Below are 25835 nucleotides of genomic sequence, written 5' to 3'. Positions count from 1 at the left end.
TTCACCTGCGGTTCGATAAATTATCTAATAGAAAAGGAATCGGCAGTTCCTCAAGCCGAGGCTCATCCGCGATCAACCCCAGCTCCTTGGCATATTGGAAGTACAACCGAAGGCCCGATTGCTGCTCCGGACCGAAATCGTGGCGCAAAGCGCCGAAATAACGATGCCAATAATCGGAGGTTCCGCCGATCTGTCCGATCGCTTTGTCGACGAGGGGGCCAAAATCGCCGTAGCTCTGGCGCTTGCTGGCGAGCAGGCTCTCATAGATTTCGCGAACGGCTTCGGGATGCCGACTTACGGTTTCCTTGCGCACGGCCCACAGCGCATAAGTCATCCACTGTCCCGTCCAGATATTCCATACATCGCCGAGATCCAGCACCCGATACCCGTGATTCAACCACGATGCCCGGATGGCATGATCTCCGATGAGCAACGCCGCATCCGCGTGCTCCAGCATATCCTCCAGCGATGGCTCCGCCTCCACGTAAGTCGGCTTGCCGCCATAGAATTTCTCCATGATGATTTTCAACAAATTGACGGAAGTCGCGGAAGTAATCGTCAGGGCGATTGTGCCGTGCAGCACCTTCTCCAGAGGAGATTTCAGAAACAGCAGAATCGATTGGACGCGTCCAAAGGAGCTTACGGACAAGTTCGGCAGCACATAGTAGGATTCCGACGACACGCCGTATGCGTAGGACGAAATCGCCGCCATATCGATGTCTCCGGCCCTGAGCTTGCGATTCAAGGTTGCCGGCATATCGGAATGAAGCTCGGTCGGAACCGACAACGTGTCGGGATCGAAGTGATGAAAGACGGGCCAGGCATTCGTATAGGAAATGCGGCCAAGCTTGATTGGCCGCTCGTGTGCATTATTCATTGGGTTGACCCCATCTTTTGTATAGATTATGTTCAATCCCCATATTGTCCATCGTCTTGCCGACGATAAAATGAACGATATCCTCAATAGATTGAGGGCCATTGTAAAAAGCGGGCATTGCAGGAATAATACGTACGCCGAGACGGGACAGCTTAAGCATGTTCTCCAGATGAATCGCGTGAAGCGGAGTCTCTCTGGGCACGATCAGCAGCGGACGTCCTTCCTTCAGCATAACGTCCGCGGCGCGGGTAAGCAGGTTGGTCGAAGCTCCGCTGGCAATCGCGGACAGCGAGCCCATGGAGCAGGGAACGATCGCCATGCCTTCGCAGATGAACGAGCCGCTGGCGATGCTGGCGCCGATATCGTTCAACGGGTGATAGGTCATCCGCCCTTCGGAGACCGCTGAGCCGAAGGCGCTATTAACACATTCTAACCGATTCGAGACGTTCCAACCCAGCTCCTCCTTCAATACGCGCCAGCCTGCATCCGAAACGACCAGATGCAGATGAAAACCGGCATTGAGCAGTTGCCGGCATAGGGTAATTCCATATATCGCGCCGCTGGCTCCCGTGATGCCGATAACCCAGCGCTTCGGCGACCGGGTCGGGTATGCGGCTTTATTCTCGCTTACCATGCTCTCACCACCACCAGATCAATTAACGTGAACACGAAAATGACCATGCTGAGTACGCCGTTCATCGTAAAGAACGCGGCATTCACCTTGCTCAGGTCGTTCGGCTTGACCAGCCGGTGCTCATAGAGCAGCAATGCTGCGGCAACCAGGGTTCCCGCAAAATACCACCAGCTCAGGTCGGTCAGAACGAGCAGCAGCGCGAATCCGGCCGCCGTGAGCGCATGCAGCGAACGCGCGATTCCCAGCGCGCGGGCGATTCCGAATCTGGCGGGGATCGAGTGAAGCCCTTCTTTCCGGTCAAACTCTACATCCTGACAAGCATAGATGACGTCGAAGCCAGCCGTCCACAGCGCGACCGTGATATACAAGATAATGGCCGTCCAGGTAACGCCGCCCGTCACCGCAACCCAGCCTCCGAGAGGCGCCAGACCGATCGTCAGTCCAAGTATCAGATGGCACGCCCATGTAAACCGCTTCGTATAGGAATAGAAGACGGTCATAAACACGGCGATAGGCAATAGCTTGACCGCCAGACTGTTCAATTGGGCCGCAGCCCAGAACAGGAGTACAAACGATAAGATAATGTACAGAATAACGTCCGTCGACTTCAGCAGTCCGGCCGGAATGGCCCTTGTCGCCGTCCGGGGATTGCGGGCGTCGATCGCCCTGTCGATGACGCGGTTAAGCCCCATCGCGGCCGTGCGGGCGCCGACCATGGCCAGCAGAATCCAGCCGCATTCGCTCCATTCCGGCAGCCGCTTCTCCACGGTCACCGCACCTAGTATCGCGCCGACGTATGCGAACGGCAGCGCAAACAGCGTATGCTCGAACTTAATCATTTCCAGAAAAACGCGGATTTTTGCGATCATTCGGTTTCCTTCTCCTTCATTCCGATATGCAGCGCTGCGATGCCACCCGTAAGCGGGTAGGCCTTCACATCGCGCATTCCGACGCTGCGGAACAGCTCGGCCAGCGCCGGCAGATCAGGGAAGGACTGGAGCGACTCGGGCAGCCATGCGTATTGCTCCTTGCGTTTAGCGAACCACTTGCCCATCAACGGCAAAATCCGCTCGAAGTAAAAATAATAAAGCCCCTTGAACGGCTGCCACATCGGCTTGGAGAGCTCCAGGCAGACGATTTGGCCGCCCGGCTTAACGACCCGTTTCATCTCTTCCAGCGTCTTGACGATATCGGGAATGTTGCGCAGACCGAAGCCGATCGTTACGAAGTCGAAGGAATTGTCCTCGAAGGGCAGATCCATGGCATTGCCTTGAACCAGCTTGATCTGTTCGCCCAGCCCTTGCTTGTTCACCTTGGCTTGTCCGATGCTCAGCATGTTGCCGCTGAAATCCAGCCCTACGGTCTTCCCCGTTCCGCTGGCCCGGGCCAGCGCGATGGTCCAGTCGCAGGTGCCGCAGCACAGATCGAGCGCGGTCTGCCCCGGCTGCATATTCATCTTGCGCATCGTGAATCGCCGCCATGCCTTATGCCTTCTAAAGCTCAGGATGTCGTTCATCATATCGTACTTGGGCGCGATGCTCTCGAACACCGCGTGTACATGCTTTTGTTTGGATTGCGCGTCCATCTCTCTTATCCCAGCTCCTTCAAAACGGTAGCCCGGTGCTGCCCCGTCGCCTTCAGGAACGGCTCGATCAACGGCTGAAGCTCTCTTGCCAGCTTGTCGGACTGGAGCTTCAGGAGCAGCGCTTGCAGTTGTCCGGTCGATTGGCGCAGCAGTGCACCCAGTTTATCCGCCACTTCATATTTGTGAAGCAGCGCTTTGATGACATTAACGTCTTCCTTGCGGTCTGCAAGCGTGCGGCGATCCTCTTCGGCGCCTTCCTGCATGATGTGCCATACGCCCCAGCTTGAGGGCAAGGAAGCCGTCTTCTCGACTTTGCCGATTTCCTGAAGCAGCATCTCGCATCTGCTGAAGCGTTCCACAAGCTCGGGCCACAGCCTCTCGCACAGGCCGCTCATATAGCTTGTGAAGGAAAGAAACAGCTCCGACCTCAACCCGGTGCCGATGTGCAAATACTCCTCGGCGGTTAATTTCATTTGCTTCATTTTCCCGTACAAAATCATTTTCAGCCGGTTGACATTGCATACGCCCTCGCTCAGGCGGCGAATCGTCTCGATCTGCCCCGCTTGGGAGAGCAAATGGTAAAAGCGGCTGCTGAAGTAATCCCCCGCCAGCACCTTGAGCTGCTGGGATCGCATCTCCTTCGTACCTTCTCGCAAGCCGCCGGAGGAGTTCTCCACCATGTCATGGGTATCCAGCCCCATCTGTACGAGTGAAGTAACGACCGCCAGCAGATCCTTATGAGCGGACGTTAAGGGCTGGTGGCTCAGCACGGCGTATAACAAAGAAATCCTGCCCTCCGGAAACTCCGGCAAATCCGTATGCAGGCTGATCATTTCGTGGTTCATATACTTATTGGCCATTTGGTTGATTCGTGCTCTACTCATGCTTCCGCCTCCGAACTTGCTGCCAGGCATCTCTAACGATGATTATCTTATTAATTATAACATAACCGAGAAACGCTCGCATAAGCCATGGACTTTGTTCATGAATTTGCAAAATTTCCGAGCCATCTTTCCCCCGCCGCTGTCACGGAAAGCCGCAGCTTCGAGGGCAGACGCAGCAAATCCGACATTAACGGCTGATGCAGCTCATCCAGCTCCCGCTTTGTCCAGTCAAGCTTGCGCGTTTCCACAGCGAGCAGCAGAGCGCGTCCGGCCTCATTTTCCCCGATCACCCGGATAAGCACCTGCTTGACGTTGGGGGCATCCTGATAAGCGTATAGAATTAACCGGCTCATATCATATCCCACGTCAGCGGGGCTATCCGCCCGCAAATCGACCGCAAGTATCGCATGGTCCCAGCTGACCTTGATCGGACGGTTACGAAGCGGGATTGCGGACAGCGCGTCCACCAGTCGATCGTCCGTCAGGCCATGCGCCGCACTCCACTGGAACACGGCAATCGGCTGTCTCCGCTGCTTGAGATCGCGATCCAGCGAGCTCATCTGACTCAGCAGAAGTACAACGAGAATGCCTAGCGCACCCCACACTCCCAACGAAGCGATCCACCGGACAGGCACAGCGCATTCCCCTTCCCTCTAGAGAGGTTCCTTATTATCCATTGTACAAATAAAAAGGGCAGGCTATGCCTGCGCTGCTCCGTACACCGGTTAATCGTCCGTATCCATCGCGCCGTGCTTGGTCAGAATCGTCGCTTTGCCCCTGATCTTCATGGCCGACGTATGATCCGTAAATTGAACGATCAAGACCTCGCCCTTGTCCAGCTTCTCCGTATGATGAAACTTAGTATCCTGGCCGCGCGTCAAACCGATCACCTGCACGCCGCTGTCCTTGGCTTTGATCACGATATATTCCTGCTGTTGCTCCGAATTCATGGTCGCATGCCTCCTTCTTATGACTTCCATGATGAAGGATAAGATAGAGCGATGTCAAACAAAAACTGCCCTCCCGCAAGTCCAAAGCGGGAAAGCAGTGCAAGGCAATGTCATGGTCGGAACGGAGAGATTCGAACTCTCGACCTCACCCACCCCAAGGGTGCGCGCTACCAGGCTGCGCCACGTCCCGTTTATGTACGAACATTTCGTATATAAGTACGCTTAGTCTATCGGGGATTTATGATAGGTTTGTGCTCTATTGCTCGTCTCTTCGCGCGATATAAGCGCAATTATAGCATATAGGCGACAACCCCTGCAAGAGTGCGCCGCGCTATGAATGGCGTCAGGGCACATTCCGGAATCGTCCAGAATGCGCCCTGATCGTCAAGCGATTTTATCGCATCTTATTTAATCCCGTCTTTAAGAGCTTTACCCGGCTTGAAGGCCGGAATTTTGCCGGCCGGAATTTCGATTTCCACGCCGGTTTGCGGGTTGCGTCCTTTACGGGCGGAACGTTCGCGAACCTCGAAGTTGCCAAACCCTACGAGTTGAACCTTGTCGCCGTTCTGCAGCGCTTCGGAAATCACGTCGAAAACAGCGTCAACCGCTTGGGTCGCATCCTTCTTGGACAAGTCGGCCAATTCGGCCACTTTGGCAATCAATTCGGTTTTATTCAAAGCATTTCACCTCCCCAATCGATACGATGGCATGTTATCTGTTTAACCGTTTCAAAGGAAATTATACACTCAAGAAACGCGAAGTTTCAAGCGTGGCGCGATTTTCCCAGCCACTCAGCCCGATTTCCGCCGATTGAGGTGAATAAAAGTAACCGCCAGCGCCAGCACGAGCACGGCGCCCTTAATAATATCGTTCGTGTAGTACTGCACGTTCATCATCGTAAGTCCGTTCACGAGCACGCCCATGAGCACCGCGCCGAAGAACGTTCCGATAATGTTCGGCCGTCCTGCGGCAAATACGGAATAGCCGACAAACACAGCCGCTACGGACTCCATGAGCATGGGAGCGCCAGCGTCAATCTGCCCGGAGCCGATACGCGAGGCGAACAGCACGCCGCCGATAGCCGCGAATACGCCCGAGGCGACATAAGCCAGCGTGCGGACGCGCTTGACCTTCAAGCCGGACAGGCGGGCGGCTTCCTCGTTACCGCCGGTCATAATCATCTGGCGTCCCCAGCGGGTGTACTTGAAAAACACATGAGCCGCGATTACCGCCAGAATCATCAGAATGACGGGAAACGGTATGCCGAGCAGCTTTCCCTGTCCGATCCAGAGGAAGCTTTTGCTCATCACCCCAGGAGCAGTCGTGCCGTCCTGCATCGGCATGTTGCTGTAGATGGAATACCCCTTCGTGTAGGTCTTGTGTATCCCGTTGACGATATACATTACCGCGAGGGTCGCAAGGAGATCGGGAATCCGAATTTTAACGATCAGCAAGGCGTTCAGCAAGCCGACGAGCGCCCCTACCGCCAGCGGCACGATCAGCACGACGGCTAGCGGCATCTCATACCATACCATCAAGGTAGCCGTAACGACTGTCGACAGAGAGACAGTCGCTCCTACGGACAGATCGAACCCGTCCACGGTCAGGGAGATCGTCACCCCGATCGCAACGAACGTGACAATCGAGATCGAACGCAAGATATCGGTAATATTGCTGTAAGTAAAGAAATATTCGTTATTGAGCGAAAAGAACAAGATAACCAGTCCGATGAAGATGAGCGCGCCGTATTTGAACGTGAACGGCAACAGGCGATTTTTCACGCGAATTCCTCCCGTCCCGCGCTTGCATAATACAAGAGATCCTCTTGCGTAGCTTCGCCGCGGTTAAATGATTTTACGATGGCCCCGTCGCACATGACGAGAATCCGATCGGCCAGGCCAAGCGCCTCGGCGAACTCGCACGTGAAATAAACAATGCCTTTGCCCTCTTGGGCCAGCCTTCCGATAATGCGGAATATATCGCTCTTCGCCCCGACGTCTACACCCTTCGTAGGCTCGTCGAACAAATAGACATCCGCTTGCGTGCCCAGCCATTTGCCGATGGCGACCTTCTGCTGATTGCCCCCGCTTAGATAAGCCGCAATCTGAGTCGCAGAGGAGGTTTTGATGCCGAGATCCGCAATCTGCGCGTTCGCATAGGCCTTCTCCGCCTTGCCCGACAGAAAACCCAGCCTCGTCATCGACTTCAAGAGCGGCAGGCTCAAGTTATGCAGCACGGACTCGCGAACCAGCAAGCCCTCCTTGCGTCTTTCCTCGGGAATCAGCGCGATGCCTGAGCGCAAAGCATGGGCGGGGGAGCGCAGATCGGCCGCTCTTCCTCCCACCGCAACCGTCCCCTTGTCTACGGCATCCGCTCCAAATAGCGCCCGGGAGAGCTCTGTTTTGCCCGCGCCGACCAGGCCCACAATCGCGACGATCTCTCCGCTTCGGACCTCCAGATCGACTCCCCGAACCCGCTTGCCGGACTCCAGCCCCTGTACCTTAAGCAAGGGCGCCCCGATCTTCGCCTCCAGCTTCGGAAACTCTTCCTCGAAGCTGCGCCCCAGCATGGCGCGAACGACTGCCGCCGCGTCCAGGTTGGCCGTCTCCTCTGTCAGCACCCGTTCGCCGTCACGCATGACGGTAATCCGGTCGCAGATGTTAAAGACTTCCGGCAGCCGGTGCGAAATAAAGATGACGCCGATTCCCGCCTCCTTCAAGCCGCGCATGATGCCGAACAGCTTGTCTGCCTCCTCTATGCTTAACGGCGCGGTCGGTTCATCCAGGATAACGAATTTGGCGTTCTCGGCGAACAGTCTCGCGATCAGCACGAGCTGCTTCTCCGACAAAGTCAAATCCCGGACCAGCGTCCGGGGCGACAGCGTCAGACCGATACGGTCCAGCACTTGTCCGGCTTCCTCGTGGAGATTGCCCCACTTCAGCCAGGCGTCCCCTTTCGACGAGGCCAGTCGATCGAGGAAAATATTCTCGGAGACGCTGAGATGAGAGACCAGCGAGGTGTCGACCTCTTGATAGACGCAATGAATGCCAGCTTGCTTGGACTCTGCGGGAGATTTAAAGATATAGTCGCCCGCATCCGTCTCAATGTGTCCCCCGTCGGCCTCATAGGCGCCCGACAATATTTTCATTAACGTGCTCTTGCCTGCTCCATTTGCGCCCAGAAGAGCATGAATCTCTCCGCTTCGAACATTGAAGTCAACGCCTCTTAGCGCCGGTACGCCCGCGAACGCCTTGGCGATGCCCTTCATGTTCAATTCGGAAGACCGCTTGATCGCCTTCATGATCGCTTATCCCCTTTCCTCCATTCGGATAGCTACAGCAAGGCACGGCGCGGTGGAATTCCGCGCCGTGCCTGCTCCTATATGGTCAACGGCTTCATTATTTCGCTGCCGCAGCTTCCAATTCCTTCAGATAATCCGTGTTTCCTACATCGCTGCTGCCCCAGCCTTCGACATATTCCGAAAGCTCGGCAGTCGTGATGACCTTGTCCTTAGGCAAAGCGTCGCGGTGCACGAATACCGGCTCCAGCTGAACGACCGGATCGGTCGTGTCGCCATGGAATTTCTGGTACAAGTATCTCACCTGAACCGTTCCGATCGAAGTCGGATCCACGGCTGCGGAAGCGATCCACGGGCTGGTCGGATCCTGAATCATTTTCAGGTCCTCGTCGCTGAGATCGATGCCGTAGACCTTGATCTCGTCGCGTCCGGCTTGCTTGATCGCGTTGGACGCGCCCTTCGCAAACTCGTCCCAAGCTGCCCATACCGCTGTAATGTCGCCTTTGTTCGGATATTGCTTCAGAACGGCTTCCATTCTATTTTGCGTATCCAGCTGCGGGTTGCTTGCATCGCCGAAGGCTGCGATTTCCTTGATGTCCGGATACTTTCCGATAAAGGATTTGTACGAGATTTCGCGGCTCTCCATCGGAGGGAAGCCCGCTACCCATACTTTAACGATGTTGCCCTTACCGCCCGCTTCCTCCGCGAGCTTCTCCAGCGTAAATTCAGCCAGCTGCTGGTCGTTCTGTGCGAGATTCGTAATGCCTTCGAACGCTTGCAGACCGGAGTCGAACGCCACGATCGGAATTCCCGCTTCCTTCGCCTTGTTCAAGCCGTTCGTCAGCGCCGCCGCGTCGCCGTGGTCGATCAGGATGCCGTCGAACTTCTGATTTACGGCAGAATCCAGATTCGCTGCCATTTTAGCCAGATCGTTCTCGGATGCCAGTACGGTAACCTCGCCGCCGAATTTCGCGGCTTGCTTCTTGACGCCGTCGACATATTGCGCGGAGAACGTACCGGTGTTAAAGCGCATGACGAGCGCGATTTTCTTCCCCTTCAAGGCTTCCAGGTCGGCGTTCTGCGACTGTTCCGCAGATGCCGAAGCGGACGGCGACGCGGATGCGGGCGCGGAGCTGCTCGCGTTCTTATCCTCTTTGTTGCCGCAAGCGGCCAGGACGAGCATTACAGCAATAACCAGTGCCAAGCTCGAAAATAACGATTTTCTCATGTTTCTCTCTGCCTCCCAATTTCTCTAGCGCGTAGATGCAATTCTTACTATAGCGTCGCTATACCCAGTATGTCAATCGGAATTTATATATTTATAGTTCCCGATATTGTCTAGACACAACAATTTATTGTAGGAGATTATGCTTAAAAGTTCAATGACTTTGTATCGAATTATGTCGAATCGCGCGGCGATAGGCACGCCAATAACCGGAACGCCTCTTGGACGTTCCGGTTGCAGTCGGCAAGCTTATAGGATAATTGCGATGAGGCCGCCGGAGCCTTCGTTAATAATTCGCCCGAGCGTCTCCTGCAGCTTGTAGCGGGCGTTGTCCGGCATCATGGCAATCTTGCCTTGAATGCCCTCTCTGACAATCGAATGCAGCGAGCGGCCGAAAATGTCGGACTCCCAGATTTTGATCGGGTCCTTCTCGAAGTCTTGCATCAGATAGCGAACCAGCTCTTCGCTTTGCTTCTCCGTGCCGATAATCGGCGCGAACTCGGACTCGACGTCCACGCGAATCATGTGGATCGAAGGCGCCGTCGCTTTCAGCCTTACTCCGAAGCGGGAGCCTTGGCGAATCAGCTCCGGCTCGTCGAGCTCCATCTCCGCGAGGGAAGGGGCCGCGATGCCGTAGCCGGTTGTCTTGACCATCTCCAGCGCTTCGGAGAAGCGATCGTATTCCCGCTTCGCATGGGAAAACTCCTGCATCAGCTGAAGGAGATGGTCCTTGCCGCGAATCTCGGTTCCGACCACTTCCATCAAGATTTTGTCATACAGTTCGTCCGGGGCGTACAGATCGATCTCCGCAACCCCTTGCCCCATGTTCATGCCGCTGAGACCGGCACGGGCAACGAATTCATACTCCATGAACTGGGCGACGACCCGCTCGACGTCTCTGAGCCGCCGAATATCCTTCACCGTCTCGCGGACGGAATTTTCGTAAGCCGTACGCAGCCAATGGCCTTCGTTCAGAACCATAACCCAGCTAGGCAGATTTACGTTGACTTCGTGCACGGGGAATTCGTACAGCACCTCGCGCAGAACGCCCATGACGTCTTCCTCGCCCATCGTTGCGGCGCTGACCGCCATGACCGGGATATCGTATTTAATGGCCAGCTCGTTCCGCAGCGCCTGAGCCTCTTCGCTCTTCGGCCTAGCGGAGTTGACGAGCAGCACGAACGGCTTCCCGACTTCCTTCAGCTCGTTAACGACGCGCTCTTCCGCCTCCAGATAGGAGTTGCGCGGAATCTCGGAGATCGTGCCGTCCGTCGTGACGACGACTCCCAGCGTCGAGTGCTCCTGAATCACCTTGCGCGTGCCGATCTCGGCCGCTTCCTGGAACGGAATCGGATCCTCGAACCAAGGCGTCGTAATCATTCTCGGCCCGCCTTCGTCCTCGAAGCCTTTGGCTCCCTCGACCGTATAGCCGACGCAATCGACCAGACGAACGTTCACATCCAGCCCCTCGGCGACCCTAAGCTGCACCGCGTTGTTCGGCACGAACTTCGGCTCCGTCGTCATAATCGTTCTTCCCGCCGCGCTTTGGGGCAGCTCGTCGATCGCTCTGACCCGATCGGCCTCCAGGGCGATATTCGGCAAGACAACGGTTTCCATAAAACGCTTGATAAAGGTCGATTTGCCCGTGCGGACGGCGCCCACGACCCCGAGGTAGATATCGCCTCCTGTGCGTTCGGCAATATCTTTGAAAATGTCCACTTTTTCCACTGAGATTCCCTCCCATCGTAATCGCGAAACTGTCGTGACCCGCCGTCAGGGCGGAACTCGTACACGAACTTGGACTGGTAACATTGTATGTGCGAATGTCCCGATTATGACGCCGTCCGCACAAAATGTTTGCCCAGCCGGCTTACGCCCGCCGGCCCGCCTTTGTTTCCCTCATGAGCATATGAAAAAAGAGAGACGCGTATGTCATCTCCCTTAACATTTTTATGAAAGAATAGAAACCTTCCGCTCGCTAGAGTCGTTGCGCAGGGCCAAGGAAGGCTACGGCCGCGCCGCTCTCGGTTCTCCGTCGATCCAGCGGTAAGCTGGAGATCGAACCGGCACATAATAGGAGGCTTCGATCAGCGCGCGACGGAGATCCTCGCTTGCCGCGGGCTCCTTATTCGTCTTCTCTACCGCTGTTGCGACGTCGACTCCGTAGTCGGCGTAGACGTTCCCCTGCCCGTCCACAAGCCAATTCAGCGTTTGCCGCGAATACATGCTGCGAATTTCCGGGGAGGCGATTCCCAGCCTGGCAAAATCGATGGCATGAAAATCCGGATAAACCTCATCTCCCGCAGGATTGCGTTTGCCATTGGCCGCGCGATACGCGGTTACTTTTCTTTGAACGTCCCCTACCGCTTGGAATACGGCCAGATCCAGCAGCTTCACCTGAGGCTTGTCCGACTCTTCGTCAATAATCAGGAATTGATAGCCGCCCCCGCTCTCGAAGGCTGCAGCCGGGATCTGCGACAAGTAGCCCATTCGCTTAAGCTTGCCAAAATCGACCTTGTATTTCTCGTAAAGCGGCGTCTCTTCGCTCGCATTCTGAATCGGCAGCAGACCGGAATCGTCCCGATAGCGATCTACCGCAGTCTGGACGGCAGTTATAGCCTCTCTGGCCGAAATATTGTTCCCCGGAGATTGATCCTCGGGGTATAGACAGCCGGTCAGCGTGACCAGAAGCAGCCCTGTCATGCTCCAAGCAAGCGCCTTGCGCCATTTCCATCCGTGCATCGTCAAGTCCTCCCGAATCCCTTCACTTGCAGTCAACTCCACCAATCGTCCTCCTGCTGCTCCGCCAGCTTCTTGCGAATCGCCGCCTTAAGCGGGTCCTCGGGAACCGTTACGGTCACATCGCCGCTTGTGCGAGCCTGACACGACAGGCGCATGCCTTCCGAGAGCAAGTGGCCCAGCTTGCGCGTCTCGGCGGGAGTCGGAGGTCTCAATCGGCCGGCCTGATCGTCCTCGATGTGAACCTTGCACATCAAGCATCCCGCTACGCCACCGCAGCGTGTGCGAATGCTCACTCCCGCCCTTCGGGAAGCCTCCAGCAGCGTCGTGCCGGGTCTGACGGACACGGTGCGCCCATCAGGCTCGAACGTCACCGAGTTTCTGTGTGTCATAGCCCATCCCTCTCCGGCAACCGGGCATCCGCCAACGCCAGAGCCTCTGCCTCGATACTGGCCGCCAGACGATTTCTGCTTAATAGCTTTTTCAGAATCGGCATATGCCTCGAAGGATTCTCTGCGATCAATCTGCCCGCTACGCACGCGCGATCCTGACGCTCCCTCAGCAGATTAAAGATCAGCTCATGCCCCAACGGCACGACCGGCATCGTTGCGCCATCGAGAGCAATCCAGTCGCAGTCCGGGTACAGAAGCTCATTTACCTCCGTCCGGTATACAGACCCCCTTGCCTTGACGCAGAAGTCTCCGACCAGCTCAATCATCGTGTCTCCGATCGTGTAGTGCGACAAGATTGAGCGGTAGCGCTCCGTCTCGTCGGGCTCGGGCGCATCCAGGCAGTAGTCCGTCAGCTTCGCGTGAACGGCCTCGATCTCCGGCCCGTCCGCATATAGATCCAGATCCCTTGGCGCGCGATCAAGCTCTGCTCCTCGCAGCGCCAATCCCGTACTGCCCCCGATGACATATCGCGCGTCAACGTCTCTAAATATAGCCGCCAGCTCCGCAAGAGCTATCACGGGCAGTTCATTCGCCATCATCGGCCACATCCGTTTCCCAGCTTAGAAATAAGTCTTGTTTACCGCTTTGATCGATCCCTCGCGCTCGACGTATGCCTGACAGCCCAAGCGATATCCCGCCTCCAGCTCCTCGGGCCCCAATCGATCCCACTCGGCGTCGCTTGATTCCGACAGCAGCTCAAAGCCCTCCTGCACAAGGCATCGGCATTTGGCGCATGTCCCTCTGGAGCAGTTGAACTGCCAGTCAATGCCCTCATCCTGCGCATGCTGCAAGAGGGTAGAGCCTATCCGGGCTTCTACCGTTTTCGTAAGGGTTCGTCCGGTTAGCGTAATCATCTTTCATATCCTCCGCAAGCTAAGCTATATAATAGAAATAAGTCCGCAGATCACTCCATAGATCAAGAGAACAACCGCTACCAGCGTCAGAACGAGGCGAATCCAGCCCTTCGTCTTGTTCCGGGCGTAGGTGATGATCAGCGCCGCAAGCACCATCAATCCGATTCCGATCATCGATACCCACATCTTGCTCATCGCGTCCAGCTTGGCCGCCGCGAAGGTTTGCAACATCAGAGCCATATTCTTAGTCCCCTGTCCTCTAACATGCTCAAATGCTTAATATTATACCATTGGTCGCAAGTCTTGACAAAAAAACCGCCACCAAAAAATATTGTCGATTTTTTGTCGAGGAAAGAAGGATTATGTTTCCTGATGCAGAATAACTATTTTGGAAAGTTTTTACTATGCCGAAAGGGTGGAAACATTGGAAAATCAGCCTAGAATCGAGTACGACATCACGCCAGACACTACGCAACAGAATACTGCACCCGCTTCAAACGTTCTTATCTTGGGAGGCGCACTGGTCGCCGCCGTCGTTGGGGCCGTTGTATGGGCGCTCATCGCTTATTACGGCGAGTACGAGCTTCAAATTCTCGCCTCAGCCATCGGGGCGCTCGTGGGCTTCATTGTGGCCTTTCTTGCCAAGAAAAACGTTACCGCAGCACATCAGATCATCGCCGTCGTGTTCGCTTTGGTCGGTGTGCTGGGCGGAAAATACTTGACCTACTACTTGGTCAAGAAAGATATTGACGAACAGCTCTCTCTGCTTGGCGCGGACCTTCCCGCCGGCTTTGAAATTGACTTTCATTTCAAGGATATGTTCCAATTGTACGACGTGCTGTGGATCGCTTTGGCTGTCATAGCCGCATGGACGATCCCAAAAAGATATTCTCAAAGCTAAGAGCCCCTGAAGGGGCTCTCTCCCCACAACCAAGCAAAGCTTCTCCGGCGTCCTCTGACAGCCGGAGAAGCTTTCGGAGGCAGAAGCGTGAAACTTATAAAGTCTGTATCGTGAACAAAACCCGCGCAAGCCGCTCATGCAAAGCGGACTTGCGCGGGTTTTGCTGTACAGCCCGCTTATTTCTTGACCATCATCTTGACGAGCGATTCCAGACTGTTCAGGTTCATCCCGCTTTTTTTGACGGTTGCTACGATTTCCTTTATCGTTTCGTCGGATACGGGAATGTTCGCCATCGCCGATACTTGCCGGATTAATTGCTTAATCTGGGCTTCGCTTTGCAACGTACTGGGCGTGATGCCGCTAGCGATTTTTTTGATCGAGTTTTCGGAAATGTTTTTTCCCGCTTTTTTGTTCACTGCGCCGAGTAGATCCTTCGGAAATTTGTCCATGCTTCCCCTCCTCCGGGTAGATGCACTGCATCCTATGAGGAGAACGGAAGAAGCGTGTGGGCTGCATAACTCGTTTGTTCAAGCTCCAGAGTGGCGGGCCGACGGGTTGACAGCGACCTCCTCGATCTCATGCGTCCGGACGCGCCCCATTAAAGCGCCGACGGCGCTTTCCGGCGACAGGCCCTCGAACAGCACGGCGTGAAGCTGATCCGTAATCGGCATCTCGACCTCATGCTGACGGGCTAACGCATAAGCCGCTTTCGTCGTTCTCACGCCTTCGACGACCATGCCCATCCTCTCCAGCACCTCCGACAAGGGCAAGCCCTGTGCGAGCATAGAGCCCGCTCTCCAGTTCCGGCTATGCTGGCTTGTGCAGGTGACGATCAAATCCCCGACGCCCGCCAGTCCGGCGAACGTCAGCGGATTCGCGCCCATCGCTTCCCCCAGACGGGAGATTTCCGCGAGTCCGCGCGTAATTAACGCGGCCTTGGCATTGTCGCCGAAGCCAAGCCCGTCGGACAGGCCTGCCCCGAGCGCAATAATATTCTTGATCGCGCCGGCCGTCTCAACGCCGATAAAATCCGGGTTCGTATAGACGCGGAAGTAGGATTGGTTCATGAAGAGATCCTGCGCCGTTTCGGCGCAGGAGATGTCCTTCGCAGCGACGACGATCGTCGTCGGATGACGCTGGATGACCTCCTCGGCGTGACTTGGCCCGGACAGCACGACAATCGTATTCTCCGGACGGCCGAGCTCCTCGGACAGCACGACCGACATCCGCTTCAGGCTTTCGCTTTCGAAGCCTTTCGTCGCATGGACGACCAAGGCGTTCTCGGGAATATACGGGGATGCCTGGCGCGCAACGTCTCTCATCGCCGATGAAGGGGCCACGAACAGCACCGCCGCCGCGTCCGCGACCGCCTCGGCCATGTCGGTCGTCGCCGTGATCCCCTCCGGCAGCTCGGCGCCGGGCAGAAATTTCTCGTTGCGGCGCAGGCGATTGATCTCATCCGCTTGGGCCGCTTTGCGCGTCCAGAGCATGACGCGGTGTCCGTTGTCCGCCAGCACTCGCGCAAGCGCCGTTCCCCAGCTTCCCGCAACGATGACGGCTACCTTCTTAAGCGCCATGAGGTTCACTCTTTTTTCCGCCTCCCAGCTTGTTCTCCGTTCCGTTCAACAGCTTGACGATATTGTTCCGATGACGGACAATCGCCAGCAGCGCGACGACAAGCGCCCCCCAGATGAAAGCCGCATGCAATCCGAACAGAAAAAATAAAACGGGCAGAAGCGCCGCAAAAACGATCGAGCCCAGCGAAACGTAACGCGTAAGCGCGATGAGGGCAATCGCGACGATTCCCGCAATCAGCGTCGGCAGAAACGCCCAGACAACGAGAGCGCCAACGGTCGTCGCAATGCCTTTGCCACCCTTGAAGCGGAAGAAGACCGGCCAGTTATGTCCCCCGATTGCCGCCAAGCCGCACGCAACCGCCACCCAATCGCCGCCGTCTCCAAGCCACAGCCCGATCAAGACACCTGCGGAGCCCTTGGCGATATCGAGCAGAAATACGCAGATTGCCGGTCCTTTGCCGAGCACCCGAAGCGTGTTCGTTGCCCCCGCATTGCCGCTGCCATGCTCGCGAATATCAATCTTTCGAAGCCATCTCGCAAACAAAATACTAAATGAAATCGAGCCTAACAAATAGCTGATAAGTATCGCAATCGTTGAATTCAGCACCCCGGTCGCTCCTATTCCTGATCGGATTTCTTACGCGTGAACAAGCGCAGCGGCGTGCCCTCGAAGGCAAATGCGGCGCGAATCTTGTTCTCCAGATAACGCTCGTAAGAAAAATGCATCAATTCGGGGTCGTTCACGAAGATGAGCATCGTCGGCGGCTTAACCGCGATCTGCGTCATATAGTTGATTCGCAGTCTTCTGCCCTTGTCCGTAGGCGGAGGATTAATCGCTACCGCATCGGATAAGATGTCGTTAAGCACATTGGTCGGCACGCGCAAAGCATGCTGCTCGGCCACCCGATCGATGACCGGGAACAGCTTCGGCAAGCGATGCTTTGTCAACGCGGACAAGAAGACTACGGGAGCGTAGGTCATGAACAGAAATTGCTCCCGGATCGAATTGGTGAAATGCTGCATCGTCTTGTCGTTCTTCTCGACGACATCCCATTTGTTGACGACGAATATCGCCGCTTTGCCGTTCTCGTGGGCGTAACCGGCAATATGCTTATCCTGCTCGATGATGCCCTCTTCGCCGTTGATGACCACCAGCACGACATCCGCGCGCTCGATCGCTTGCATCGCTCTCATCACGCTGTACTTTTCCGTCGATTCGTACACCTTGCCGCGCTTGCGCATCCCGGCCGTATCGATCAGAACGTATTTCTGGCCGTCCTTCTCGAACGGCGTATCGATGGCATCGCGCGTCGTGCCCGCCATATTGCTCACGATAACGCGTTCTTCGCCTAGGATCGCGTTAACGAGAGAGGACTTCCCTACGTTGGGACGGCCAATCAGCGCCACCTTGATGACGTCGTCGTTATACTCTTGATCTTCTTTCGTCGGAAGCTTGATGACCGCGGCATCCAGCAAATCGCCGATACCTGTACCGTGGGAGCCGGATAGCGGCAGCGGATCGCCGAAGCCGAGCGAGTAAAACTCGTAAATGTCGTCCATCCGCTGCAGATTATCGACTTTGTTAACGCCAAGAACGATCGGCTTGCGCGAACGAAACAGCATCTGGGCGACCTCTTCGTCCGCGTTCGTCACTCCAGCCTTCGCATCGACCATAAAGATGATGACATCGGCTTCCTCGATGGCGAGCTCTGCCTGCATCCGAACCGAACGCAGCAGGCTGTCCTCTCCGTCGATTTCGATACCTCCGGTATCGATAACGTTAAAGGAACGTCCGTTCCATTCCGCAGTTCCGTAAAGCCGGTCTCTCGTTACGCCAGGCTTATCCTCTACAATGGCAAGCCTGTCGCCGATAATCCGGTTAAAAATCGTAGATTTCCCTACGTTAGGCCTTCCTACGATTGCAATAATGGGTCTAGCCATATTTTCCACTCCTCAACATGTCAGCCAATCGCCATAGCCAGGCCGGGCGTCAGAAACAACCACAAATTTTATCATATCAAAAATTGACCGGAATGGCTAACGATTATTGGCATTCTGCCATGCGGAGCCCTTGCGGAAAAGGCTTCAATCTCCCTCAATGCCGATCCACGACAATAAACAAGTCTTCATTCAGCGCGTGCGCCGCACAATCCAGCACCTTCTCCAGAAGATGGGCAACCGCCTCAAGCTGCGCCCTATCCTCCGCATAGAAGATCGGAGCGCCGCCGCCCGCACTGTCTCGCTTCGTCGTCACTATCCCCACGATTCTAGCCATTCGCGCCCTCCCCCGTGCTCTTGCGGTTTGCTTTTGTAGGCTTGCGGACCGCAGCCTCGAGCAGCGGCACTCCGCTCACCGCCTGCCAGGCTTTATCCCGGTCCTTCTCACGCGGCAGCACGAGAACGCCCAGCTTGCCAGTCTTCAGGCCCAGCTTGGCCATCGGCAGCAGCGCCGGATCGCCGTCGTCGCGATAGACTCCCAGACGCGTGGAGACGTCGTGCAGGATCGCTTGCCGCTGACCCAGATTGGCAATCGTCACTTTGGCGTCATCGCTGCGCGGAGTCAGAATAAAGCCCATTCCCTGCTCCCGGATAATCTCCCGGTTCTCCTCCAGCCCGACATTCATCATATAGACCTCGCCGACATACAGATTCGGTCCATCCAGTCGGACCGTCGCCCTCTCCACGGTGGCAATGCTGGAAATCTTCTTGCCCTTCATGAAGCAGTGAGCCGCCAACAGCGACAGGATTCCTGCGACCAGCCCTCCCTGCCATCCTGCCGTCTGGGTAGACAGACTGGTCAGGAAGGCGGCCAGGATCGCCAAATAATTGCGCCCCTCGAATACGACGGCAATACCTTCGATGTAAGCCGCCCCTCGGGGCACCAGCTCCAAATGATCGATCGCGTTCAACGTATTGCGCTCCATATTGCGAACCTCGCGGAATTGCTGAGCGGCAAGGGACAGGAAGGTAATCGCCGTATAATCCTTATTGTACAATGCGGGAACCGCGACAGCGCCCAGCGCTCCGGCGATTAATCCGAGCGCCAGATGGACGATTTTGCCGTGCGGGTACGCGGGATATTGCCGATAATCGCTTCGCAGCATCGAAAGCCGCGCGGCCATCCCGAAGGCGGTTCCCATCACCACAGCAGTAAACTCCTTATGCGAGTGCAGCCAATCCAGCATCATGAACGGTAGCCTCCCTTCCGGCCGTTGATTCTGATCGTCCGTCTACGCGTTTGCTCGCTCAGCCTTCTGACCGCCAATGTCCACAGCCGGGCGCAGAAGAGCGTAAGCCACCACTTCTCCAGACCTTGCAGGGACCGAAGCTCCGAAGGCAAGTCCGCAGCGGCCTGTGTAAGACTCAACGCAGCTTCGCTCAGGAGGAGGCTGACAGAGATCGCCAATAGCTGTTCGGCCGCAGAGCGAAACAGCATGGCCGTCAAGCATCCGAGCGCGATCGAGATCACCCACGGCGAGAGCTGGTAGGACAAGCCATTCGGGATCAAAAGCAGTCTGCCTACCACGATCGCAATCGACGCCAGCAGTAATCCCAGCGCGACAGCCGCCCATCTGCGATTAGGGACCATTCGACAGGCCATCGCCGCAATCGACAGAAACGTCCATGCCCATGCCCCGTTGACTGTAACTGCCGGAATATCCAATCTAGCCAGCAGAGTCAACGGCCATCCCGCAAGGAAAAGACCTACGGCCCATTGCGGCAAATCCTCGGCCGCTTCCTCCTTCCATCCGCTCCACCAAAGAATGGTCGCGATCAGCCATAAGAATATCGCTCCATAGATCGGCGACATTTCTCCACCTCCTTCTGGCTAGTATGCGCCTTCCAGACGTTAAACCATGCCTCAGTCGACAAAGAAGCCCAACGCTTCCTCATTGTTCTTCATGCAGAAAAAAACGATCTCCTCCCGGAGACCGTTTTCCCTCTGCTGCTATTGTTTATTTGGTTGATTTTGAGACGGCCTTAATTCCAAGCGCGCTGACAATGTTGCGGAACACCTGGGTATTGTCCATGTAACCCGCGAATTTGTCCGCTCCCGGTCCCGATGCGTTGATCGGCACATCATCGAACGTATGCACTTCAACCGACTCGTCATGGGGAATATTGCCGGGCAGGTGAATGCCGTTCGGGTCCTTGTCGGGATTGGCAATATACCATGCCTTGTCCTTCACATTAGGATCCTGAATGGTTGGGCTGATCGGAACGGGGTTCGTCAGGAAATCCTCATTGTAATCGGGATGATTGCCCCAGCCGACGGCAAGCTTCCAGTCCGAATCCGGATTGTCCGGGAAGCCGTCCTTGTCGGCATCGGAATACGTAGGAAACTTCGAGTCCGCATAAGTGCCTACGAGCTCGCGCAATTCTTCTCCGGTTTTGCCTTCGGCCGCTGCCGTATTGTAGCTTCCGTTCAGCGTCATCGAGTGGCCGTGATCCGCCGTTACGATGATCAGAGTGTCGGGATGCTTAGCCGCATATTGCTTTACCAATCCAACCGTCTGGTCGAATTCGATCGTGTCCCAGATCAGGCGCTCGAAATCCATCGGATGGGCCATTTTGTCAATGGAAGCCGCCTCGATCATCAGGAAGAATCCGTTTTTGTTTTTGCCCAGCGCATTCAGGGCTTGCGTCGTCATTTCCATGAGCGTCGGCTGATCTGTGTCCTTGCCCACAATGCTTGCATTGACAGGCTTCGTATACTCGCGATCGAAGTAGACGTTCATGTTGCCCTTCTTGAACAAGCCTAGCAGCTTGCTCGAGCTGGTCGCTTTATTCAGCTCTGTCGCATTGGTGACGTAAGAGTATCCGGCCGATTTGAAAGCGTCTATCTTGTTGGCGCCATCCTTGCGCTTGCCGCCTTCGCTTTCGGGCAGGAACCACTCCAGTCCGCCGCCCATCAGTACGTCCGGACGCGAGCCGGCTTCAAGGAACATATTGACGATTTCTTCCGAGGTGCTTCTCTTACGGGTGTGAGTCGCCATAGCCGCAGGCGTCGCATCCGTCACATCAGAGGTCGTCACGATCCCGGTCGCCATGTTCTTCGTCCGTTTGACCAGCTCGACAATGTTTTCAACGCGCGGATCGTCAAGAGGGTCCGAAGTATTGTCCGGATACACGCCCTCCGCATTAACGGCCGTCTTATGCCCAGTGGCATACGCCGAAGCCGAATTCGCGGAGTCTGTGACGATAGAATCCATGCCGGAGGTCGTTACCATCCCCATGAAATCCATTCGCTCCATCTCCAGCCAGCCTTTGAATTTCCCTTCGTCAATGCCCTTGGACACGACCCGGGCCGCCGTGCGAATATTCGCGCTCATTCCGTCGCCAATCATCAATACGACGTTTTTGGCGTTTTTCTTGTTGCCTATCGCTTCGTACACTTCATAGCGTACGACTTTGGAGATCGTCTTGCCGCCAACCTTGGCCTCCGCCTTGATCGCGATGTTCGTCGCCTTAGGGAAGCTTACTTGGCGGATGGTCAGCTCCGAGCTGTCCTCATTCGCGTTCGTGAACGTCCCCGCGCGGCCGAAATAAGCTTCCGCGTCCTTGTTGTTCACAGTTACCTTGAGCTCGCTCTTCTTGACGATAGCTCCGTTCAGCTCCACGCGAAAATCGAATTTCTGCCCTGCGAGAATAATGGCCCGGTCGATCGGCAGAATCGTCAAAGCCGGACCTGCATCTGCAGCAGATGCCTGCGACAACCCGGATAATCCGGAAGTCGCGATTAACGAAAGCGTAAGCATAAATGCGGACAGTTTCTTCTTCAGGTTAAACATCCATCATTTCCTCCTGCTCTATAATGGCTTGCTTAATCATCATAGCCGCCATTTGTTAAGCGAAGAGAAAATGGGAGGGCCTACTTTGTAAAATCGTGTGGTGTACCAATCAAGAATGCCTTCGGCGTCCTCTGACAGCCGGAGAAGCTTGCGGAGACGATACAGGTAAGAGTAAGCACGAAACTAATAAGTCTGTATCGTGGAACAAAAAACCCGCCACTAGGGCGGGTTCCGTCAATCATCTTATTTGAATTTGCTCAGCTTGTCGCCGAAACGCTCTCCCAGGTTAAAGCTCATGCTTTCCGCTGGAGGAAGGTTCGTTTCTTCGCGCGGAGCGCGCGGAGCGCGAGCTTCGCGTTCCGGACGGGCAGGCGCTTCTTCCGTTTCCTTGATGGACAAGGATACGCGTTTCTCGGCAGGGTTGAAGTCCAGTACTTTCGCTTGAACTTCTTGCCCTTCCTTCAACACCTCATGAGGCGTAGCCACATGACGGTGAGCGATTTGCGAGATGTGAACGAGTCCTTCGACGCCTGGAGCGATCTCAACGAATGCTCCGAAGCTGACGAGGCGCTTCACGACGCCGGTAACGACATCGCCGATGTTGAATTGGCCGAGAGCCGTTTCCCATGGGCCCGGTTGAGCCGCTTTAATGCTCAAGGAGATTTTGCCGATCGAAGGATCGATTTTCAGAACCTTTACTTTCACGCTTTGGCCTTCGGATACGACATCCGCAGGGTGCGCAACGTGCTGCCAAGCCATCTCGGAAACGTGAACGAGTCCGTCGATGCCTCCGATGTCTACGAATGCGCCGAACGGAGTCAGGCGCTGCACTTTGCCCTCCAGCACTTGACCAGGTTGCAGGTTGCCCATGATCTGCTGCTTTTGCGCTTCGTACTCGGCATCCAGCACTTCCTTGGCCGAAAGAATGACCTTGTTGTTCTCGCGGTCGATTTCTTTCACTTTCACCTTAAGCGTGCGGCCCTTATAACTGCTGAAATCTTCAACGAAATGACGCTCTACCATGGAAGCCGGGATAAATCCGCGAACGCCCACATCGGCTACGAGTCCGCCCTTCACGACATCGGTGATGGCCACTTCGAACGCTTCGCCGGAGTCGAATTTGGCTTGCAGCTCTTCCCATGCGCGCGGAGCGTCCGCTTGGCGCTTGGAGAGAACAAGCGATTCCTTGGCATCGTTGATGCTCACGATTTTCGCTTCGACCTCTTGGCCGATTTGAACCGCCTCGTTCGCGTTGTCTAGATTGACGGAAGACAGCTCGCGCAACGGAATAACTCCGTCGTATTTATATCCAAGGCTAACGTAGGCTTGATTGTCGTCGATTTTGACCACCGTACCTTTCACGGTGTCCCCTTTCTTCAAGGTTACGACATTCTCGAGCGCATCCTGGCTGACGGTTTCCGCCACCGGTTCTGCAGCCGCAGTTTCCTGGACGTTGATTTCTTCAGACATGAAAATTACCTCCTCAGTTCTACCCCAACTTTATTTAAACCCGCTTCATGCGGCGCTTAAATCTTACTTACCCGAAAATGCCAGAATCAAATTTAGTATGAAGGATTATTGCCGGAAACATGCATTCCTTAGGATGCGGGCTTCCCCGTTCTCACCATTTCCTTGATTCTGTCCATAATCAGCTCTGTTGCCTGCTCCATTCCCTCGGAAGTTCCCTGTTCCACGTATGGCGTCAGGTCAATCGGAGCCCCATATACCGCAAGCATCTTGCGAAACAGGCGATACTCTCCCACGAGCGCAACCGGTACGACAATCGCTTTGGCGCGGGCAGCCATCGTTACGGCTCCCCTCTTGCCCATCCCGACGGTTTCATTGCGAGTGCCTTCCGGAAAAATCCCCATCACGTTTCCGCCCTGCAGCAGCGTGATCGCTGTGCGGATCGCTTCTTTGCTTACGCCGCCGCGCTTGACCGGAAAAGCTCCTACAGCTCGAATGGCCCTGCCGAAGATCGGAATGCGGAACAGCTCTTCCTTCGCCATATAATGAACTTTGCGGGGTACCCAAACCCCCAAAGTGATGGGATCCTGCAAGCTTTTGTGGTTGCTGCACAGAACGACCGGTCCCTCGCGGGGAATATTGTCGATTCCTCTGGCTTCCAGCCGGTACAATAGGTAATAGATGACGCGGAGAATGGCCCGTGCGGTAAGGTATAACATAATTTACTTCTCCTCCGCCAAAAGGGTTCGTGCCGCCGCAAGTCCCCATTGTACAATTTCTTCCGTCACTTCGTCCACTGTCTTTCCCGTGGAATCAAGCAAACGAGCGTCCTCGGCTTGCCTCAGCGGCGCAATCTCCCGCTCCTGATCCAGACGGTCGCGTTCCGCGATCTCCTTCTCCAGCTCGTCGAGCGTGAGGTTCGCGTCCGCCTCCAGTTCCTTGAATCGCCGCTCGGCCCTTTCCCGAGGACTGGCCGTCAAGAACACCTTCAGCTCCGCATCCGGCAGAACATGCGTGCCGATATCCCTTCCGTCCATGACAACGCCCTTCTCTAGTGCCATCCTGCGCTGCAGATCAGCCATTCGCTTGCGAACCCGGGACAAGCGCGCAATGTAAGATACATTGCGATTAATGTCCAGAGTCCTTAAACGCGAAGTGACATTCTCCCCGTTCACGATCACTTGCTGCGATTCGCTGCCTGGCAACAGAACGATGTCCAGCTCATCGGCCAATTGGCCGACGCGGCTGTCGTCGTCCGTTGAAATGCCGGACTCCAGCGCCTTAAGCGTAACCGCCCGATACATCGCTCCGGTGTCTATGTAGATATAGCGAAGAGCGCTTGCCACCTTGCGCGCCACCGTGCTTTTTCCCGCGCCTGCGGGTCCGTCGATCGCGATATTAATCCGAAAAGAATGAGTTGCGTCCATAAACGAAATGCTAGCCTCCTACATGCCGACAACAATAGATGCGTTGCGCTTGCTGACTTAAAAAATAAGGCAGGCGAAGCCTGCAGGGAATGAGGAAATTATACCACAGCGGCACTGCGGTATGCAAAAAAAACGATATTCGCCTTATTGAACCAGGCTTCGGTAAGGAATTCCTTCGGCATCGTCCGTCGTCGTCAGCCAATGTCTCAGCGCCGGAACTTGCAGCGCCAGCTGCGAGACGATCAGCAGGACGACAAGCAGCTTGATCGCCTTTACGATGATTCTTTCGATTCGCTCCGACCAAGCGACGAACGCTTCCTTGTCGCATGCCCCAGACCTGTCCGCCATTCCGATTGCGCCTCCCTGCGCTTCTTGCGCCGAAGAAGCCCGAGACAGCGGAACTAATCCTTGCGCTGATCGAGCTGGCGCTCAAAGCAGTATCGTATGACCTTCTGCTGATCCGAATCCGATATTTCCGCGAAGCGCATCATGACCAGATGCTTGTCCGGCTCGACGGGAATAATCCGAACGACCTCGCCTTCGAATTTGGCATGGGCGAGAGAACCGCCCCTATAGCTTAATAATAGCCAACATGTGAGCACGACATTCGGTTCGATCGGCCACTTTCGTTCGCAGAGAAAAGAAGCTCCGCCCCCTCCGATATCCTCGGTCACGGCAACGAAGCGAAGCTTGTCCCCGAGCTTAACGGCAATCTCCAGATTGGTCTCCACGCGAAGGTAGCTGCGGCGCTGATCCTTCGTAACTTCCTCCGGGTCGGGCTTGCGGATGGCGACAAGGGAGACCGCTTCCTTGCGAAAGCCGGATACAAAACTGGAGAACAGATGCTTCACGCCGTCATGGGTAAAGAAGTACAGCTCCAGGCGTTCCCCTTGCTGCGTACGGTACAGCTTACGGGTTTTCTCGTTAAGCGGGATCTCGATATAGATGTTGCGATCGTCTATATCGGCCACGCGAGAGCGCAAGGTGACGGCTTCCCCCCCATTCTCGGCTTCCGCTTGTATGTACATCATTTGATTGATCTTAGGCAGCACCCATAAACCCTCCAAGTATGCATGTTCGGAGAACGTTCTCTCTACATGTCACAGTATAGCACGGAGGATGTTTTTCGGAAATGAAAATGCGCCGCCTCTGCAATTCAGAAAGGCGGCGCAA

General features: G+C 55.6%; 31 protein-coding genes and 1 tRNA gene. 1 reads left to right on the top strand and 31 read right to left on the bottom strand.

Translation table 11 applies throughout. From position 1 onward, the window contains the following. Position 1 precedes the first annotated feature (1 nt). The 18 genes from ACFO1S_RS04925 to ACFO1S_RS04840 all read right to left on the bottom strand — a co-directional run bounded on the left by ACFO1S_RS04925 (position 2) and on the right by ACFO1S_RS04840 (position 13738). Complete coding sequence (locus ACFO1S_RS04925; RefSeq protein ID WP_204603345.1) at positions 2-877, bottom strand: menaquinone biosynthetic enzyme MqnA/MqnD family protein; 876 nt, start codon at positions 875-877, stop codon at positions 2-4. Then, positions 870-1511 (bottom strand): UbiX family flavin prenyltransferase, encoded by a 642-nt coding sequence (locus ACFO1S_RS04920; RefSeq protein WP_204603346.1) that lies wholly within the window; start codon positions 1509-1511, stop codon positions 870-872. The genes ACFO1S_RS04925 and ACFO1S_RS04920 overlap by 8 nt, the downstream gene beginning before the upstream one ends. Next, positions 1505-2380 carry a UbiA-like polyprenyltransferase gene (locus ACFO1S_RS04915; protein WP_204603347.1) on the bottom strand — a complete coding sequence of 292 codons (876 nt, stop codon included), beginning with the start codon at positions 2378-2380 and terminating at the stop codon, positions 1505-1507. Before ACFO1S_RS04915 ends, ACFO1S_RS04920 begins: the two co-directional genes overlap by 7 nt. Further along, positions 2377-3096 carry a demethylmenaquinone methyltransferase gene (locus ACFO1S_RS04910; RefSeq protein ID WP_204603348.1) on the bottom strand — a complete coding sequence of 240 codons (720 nt, stop codon included), beginning with the start codon at positions 3094-3096 and terminating at the stop codon, positions 2377-2379. Before ACFO1S_RS04910 ends, ACFO1S_RS04915 begins: the two co-directional genes overlap by 4 nt. Positions 3097-3101: 5 nt before the next feature. Continuing rightward, positions 3102-3980, bottom strand: coding sequence for a heptaprenyl diphosphate synthase component 1 (locus ACFO1S_RS04905; RefSeq protein ID WP_204603349.1), 879 nt, complete (start codon positions 3978-3980; stop codon positions 3102-3104). A 98-nt stretch (positions 3981-4078) separates the two neighbouring features. Next, the gene (locus ACFO1S_RS04900; protein WP_378126351.1) at positions 4079-4615 is read right to left on the bottom strand and encodes a hypothetical protein; all 537 of its coding nucleotides are present in this window, start codon (positions 4613-4615) and stop codon (positions 4079-4081) included. 90 nt (positions 4616-4705) lie between these two features. Beyond that, complete coding sequence (gene mtrB / locus ACFO1S_RS04895) at positions 4706-4930, bottom strand: trp RNA-binding attenuation protein MtrB (RefSeq protein WP_204603351.1); 225 nt, start codon at positions 4928-4930, stop codon at positions 4706-4708. Positions 4931-5043: 113 nt separating this feature from the next. Next, positions 5044-5120: transfer RNA gene (locus ACFO1S_RS04890), tRNA-Pro, on the bottom strand. 214 nt (positions 5121-5334) lie between these two features. Further along, positions 5335-5607 (bottom strand): HU family DNA-binding protein, encoded by a 273-nt coding sequence (locus tag ACFO1S_RS04885; RefSeq protein WP_120974677.1) that lies wholly within the window; start codon positions 5605-5607, stop codon positions 5335-5337. A gap of 114 nt (positions 5608-5721) precedes the next feature. Next, positions 5722-6711, bottom strand: a complete 990-nt coding sequence (locus tag ACFO1S_RS04880) for an ABC transporter permease (protein ID WP_204603352.1) — start codon at positions 6709-6711, stop codon at positions 5722-5724. After that, positions 6708-8231, bottom strand: a complete 1524-nt coding sequence (locus ACFO1S_RS04875; RefSeq protein ID WP_378126348.1) for a sugar ABC transporter ATP-binding protein — start codon at positions 8229-8231, stop codon at positions 6708-6710. Before ACFO1S_RS04875 ends, ACFO1S_RS04880 begins: the two co-directional genes overlap by 4 nt. 97 nt (positions 8232-8328) lie before the next feature. Continuing rightward, complete coding sequence (locus tag ACFO1S_RS04870; protein ID WP_204603353.1) at positions 8329-9456, bottom strand: sugar ABC transporter substrate-binding protein; 1128 nt, start codon at positions 9454-9456, stop codon at positions 8329-8331. A gap of 246 nt (positions 9457-9702) precedes the next feature. Then, on the bottom strand, positions 9703-11181 hold the full coding sequence (gene spoIVA, locus ACFO1S_RS04865) for a stage IV sporulation protein A (protein ID WP_204603354.1): 1479 nt from the start codon (positions 11179-11181) through the stop codon (positions 9703-9705). A 279-nt stretch (positions 11182-11460) separates the two neighbouring features. Then, positions 11461-12237, bottom strand: coding sequence for a hypothetical protein (locus ACFO1S_RS04860; protein WP_204603355.1), 777 nt, complete (start codon positions 12235-12237; stop codon positions 11461-11463). Next, entirely contained in the window at positions 12228-12584 is a 357-nt protein-coding gene (locus tag ACFO1S_RS04855; RefSeq protein ID WP_204603356.1) for a 2Fe-2S iron-sulfur cluster-binding protein, read from the bottom strand. The genes ACFO1S_RS04860 and ACFO1S_RS04855 overlap by 10 nt, the downstream gene beginning before the upstream one ends. Beyond that, entirely contained in the window at positions 12581-13183 is a 603-nt protein-coding gene (locus ACFO1S_RS04850; RefSeq protein WP_204603357.1) for a nucleotidyltransferase family protein, read from the bottom strand. Before ACFO1S_RS04850 ends, ACFO1S_RS04855 begins: the two co-directional genes overlap by 4 nt. A gap of 21 nt (positions 13184-13204) precedes the next feature. Then, positions 13205-13498, bottom strand: coding sequence for a 2Fe-2S iron-sulfur cluster-binding protein (locus ACFO1S_RS04845; protein WP_204603358.1), 294 nt, complete (start codon positions 13496-13498; stop codon positions 13205-13207). Between the two features lie 24 nt (positions 13499-13522). Beyond that, the gene (locus tag ACFO1S_RS04840) at positions 13523-13738 is read right to left on the bottom strand and encodes a DUF2768 family protein (protein ID WP_378126345.1); all 216 of its coding nucleotides are present in this window, start codon (positions 13736-13738) and stop codon (positions 13523-13525) included. A gap of 184 nt (positions 13739-13922) precedes the next feature. On the opposite strand from ACFO1S_RS04840, the gene ACFO1S_RS04835 reads away from it, so the two are divergent. Beyond that, positions 13923-14399, top strand: a complete 477-nt coding sequence (locus ACFO1S_RS04835) for a hypothetical protein (RefSeq protein ID WP_378126344.1) — start codon at positions 13923-13925, stop codon at positions 14397-14399. A gap of 176 nt (positions 14400-14575) precedes the next feature. Here ACFO1S_RS04835 and ACFO1S_RS04830 read toward each other — a convergent pair whose 3' ends face one another. The 13 genes from ACFO1S_RS04830 to ACFO1S_RS04770 all read right to left on the bottom strand — a co-directional run bounded on the left by ACFO1S_RS04830 (position 14576) and on the right by ACFO1S_RS04770 (position 25714). After that, on the bottom strand, positions 14576-14848 hold the full coding sequence (locus ACFO1S_RS04830; RefSeq protein ID WP_204603360.1) for a stage VI sporulation protein F: 273 nt from the start codon (positions 14846-14848) through the stop codon (positions 14576-14578). 78 nt (positions 14849-14926) lie between these two features. Continuing rightward, positions 14927-15976 (bottom strand): NAD(P)H-dependent glycerol-3-phosphate dehydrogenase, encoded by a 1050-nt coding sequence (locus tag ACFO1S_RS04825; RefSeq protein ID WP_204603427.1) that lies wholly within the window; start codon positions 15974-15976, stop codon positions 14927-14929. After that, the gene (plsY, locus tag ACFO1S_RS04820) at positions 15966-16583 is read right to left on the bottom strand and encodes a glycerol-3-phosphate 1-O-acyltransferase PlsY (RefSeq protein WP_204603361.1); all 618 of its coding nucleotides are present in this window, start codon (positions 16581-16583) and stop codon (positions 15966-15968) included. The genes ACFO1S_RS04825 and plsY overlap by 11 nt, the downstream gene beginning before the upstream one ends. 11 nt (positions 16584-16594) lie before the next feature. Then, positions 16595-17917 carry a ribosome biogenesis GTPase Der gene (gene der, locus ACFO1S_RS04815; RefSeq protein ID WP_204603362.1) on the bottom strand — a complete coding sequence of 441 codons (1323 nt, stop codon included), beginning with the start codon at positions 17915-17917 and terminating at the stop codon, positions 16595-16597. Between the two features lie 154 nt (positions 17918-18071). Further along, a complete protein-coding gene (locus tag ACFO1S_RS04810) occupies positions 18072-18251 on the bottom strand; it encodes a capping complex subunit for YIEGIA (RefSeq protein WP_204603363.1) in 180 nt (59 codons plus the stop codon). Then, the gene (locus tag ACFO1S_RS04805) at positions 18244-19161 is read right to left on the bottom strand and encodes a YIEGIA family protein (RefSeq protein WP_204603428.1); all 918 of its coding nucleotides are present in this window, start codon (positions 19159-19161) and stop codon (positions 18244-18246) included. Before ACFO1S_RS04805 ends, ACFO1S_RS04810 begins: the two co-directional genes overlap by 8 nt. Continuing rightward, positions 19161-19787, bottom strand: coding sequence for a hypothetical protein (locus ACFO1S_RS04800; protein WP_204603364.1), 627 nt, complete (start codon positions 19785-19787; stop codon positions 19161-19163). The genes ACFO1S_RS04805 and ACFO1S_RS04800 overlap by 1 nt, the downstream gene beginning before the upstream one ends. 145 nt (positions 19788-19932) lie before the next feature. After that, a complete protein-coding gene (locus ACFO1S_RS04795; protein WP_204603365.1) occupies positions 19933-21768 on the bottom strand; it encodes an alkaline phosphatase in 1836 nt (611 codons plus the stop codon). A 243-nt stretch (positions 21769-22011) separates the two neighbouring features. Further along, entirely contained in the window at positions 22012-23238 is a 1227-nt protein-coding gene (gene rpsA / locus ACFO1S_RS04790) for a 30S ribosomal protein S1 (RefSeq protein ID WP_204603366.1), read from the bottom strand. Between the two features lie 128 nt (positions 23239-23366). Next, a complete protein-coding gene (locus ACFO1S_RS04785; protein WP_204603367.1) occupies positions 23367-23954 on the bottom strand; it encodes a lysophospholipid acyltransferase family protein in 588 nt (195 codons plus the stop codon). Positions 23955-23957: 3 nt separating this feature from the next. Further along, positions 23958-24662: a (d)CMP kinase gene (gene cmk / locus ACFO1S_RS04780; protein WP_204603368.1), complete on the bottom strand. Its 705-nt coding sequence runs from the start codon at positions 24660-24662 to the stop codon at positions 23958-23960. A 144-nt stretch (positions 24663-24806) separates the two neighbouring features. After that, positions 24807-25010, bottom strand: coding sequence for a hypothetical protein (locus ACFO1S_RS04775; RefSeq protein ID WP_204603369.1), 204 nt, complete (start codon positions 25008-25010; stop codon positions 24807-24809). A 53-nt stretch (positions 25011-25063) separates the two neighbouring features. Continuing rightward, positions 25064-25714 (bottom strand): flagellar brake protein, encoded by a 651-nt coding sequence (locus tag ACFO1S_RS04770; protein ID WP_204603370.1) that lies wholly within the window; start codon positions 25712-25714, stop codon positions 25064-25066. Between the last annotated feature and the right edge of the window lie 121 nt (positions 25715-25835).

The organism is Cohnella boryungensis, from assembly GCF_042651945.1.
GTDB lineage: Bacteria > Bacillota > Bacilli > Paenibacillales > Paenibacillaceae > Cohnella > Cohnella boryungensis.
This window is presented reverse-complemented; position numbering and strand designations above follow the sequence as displayed.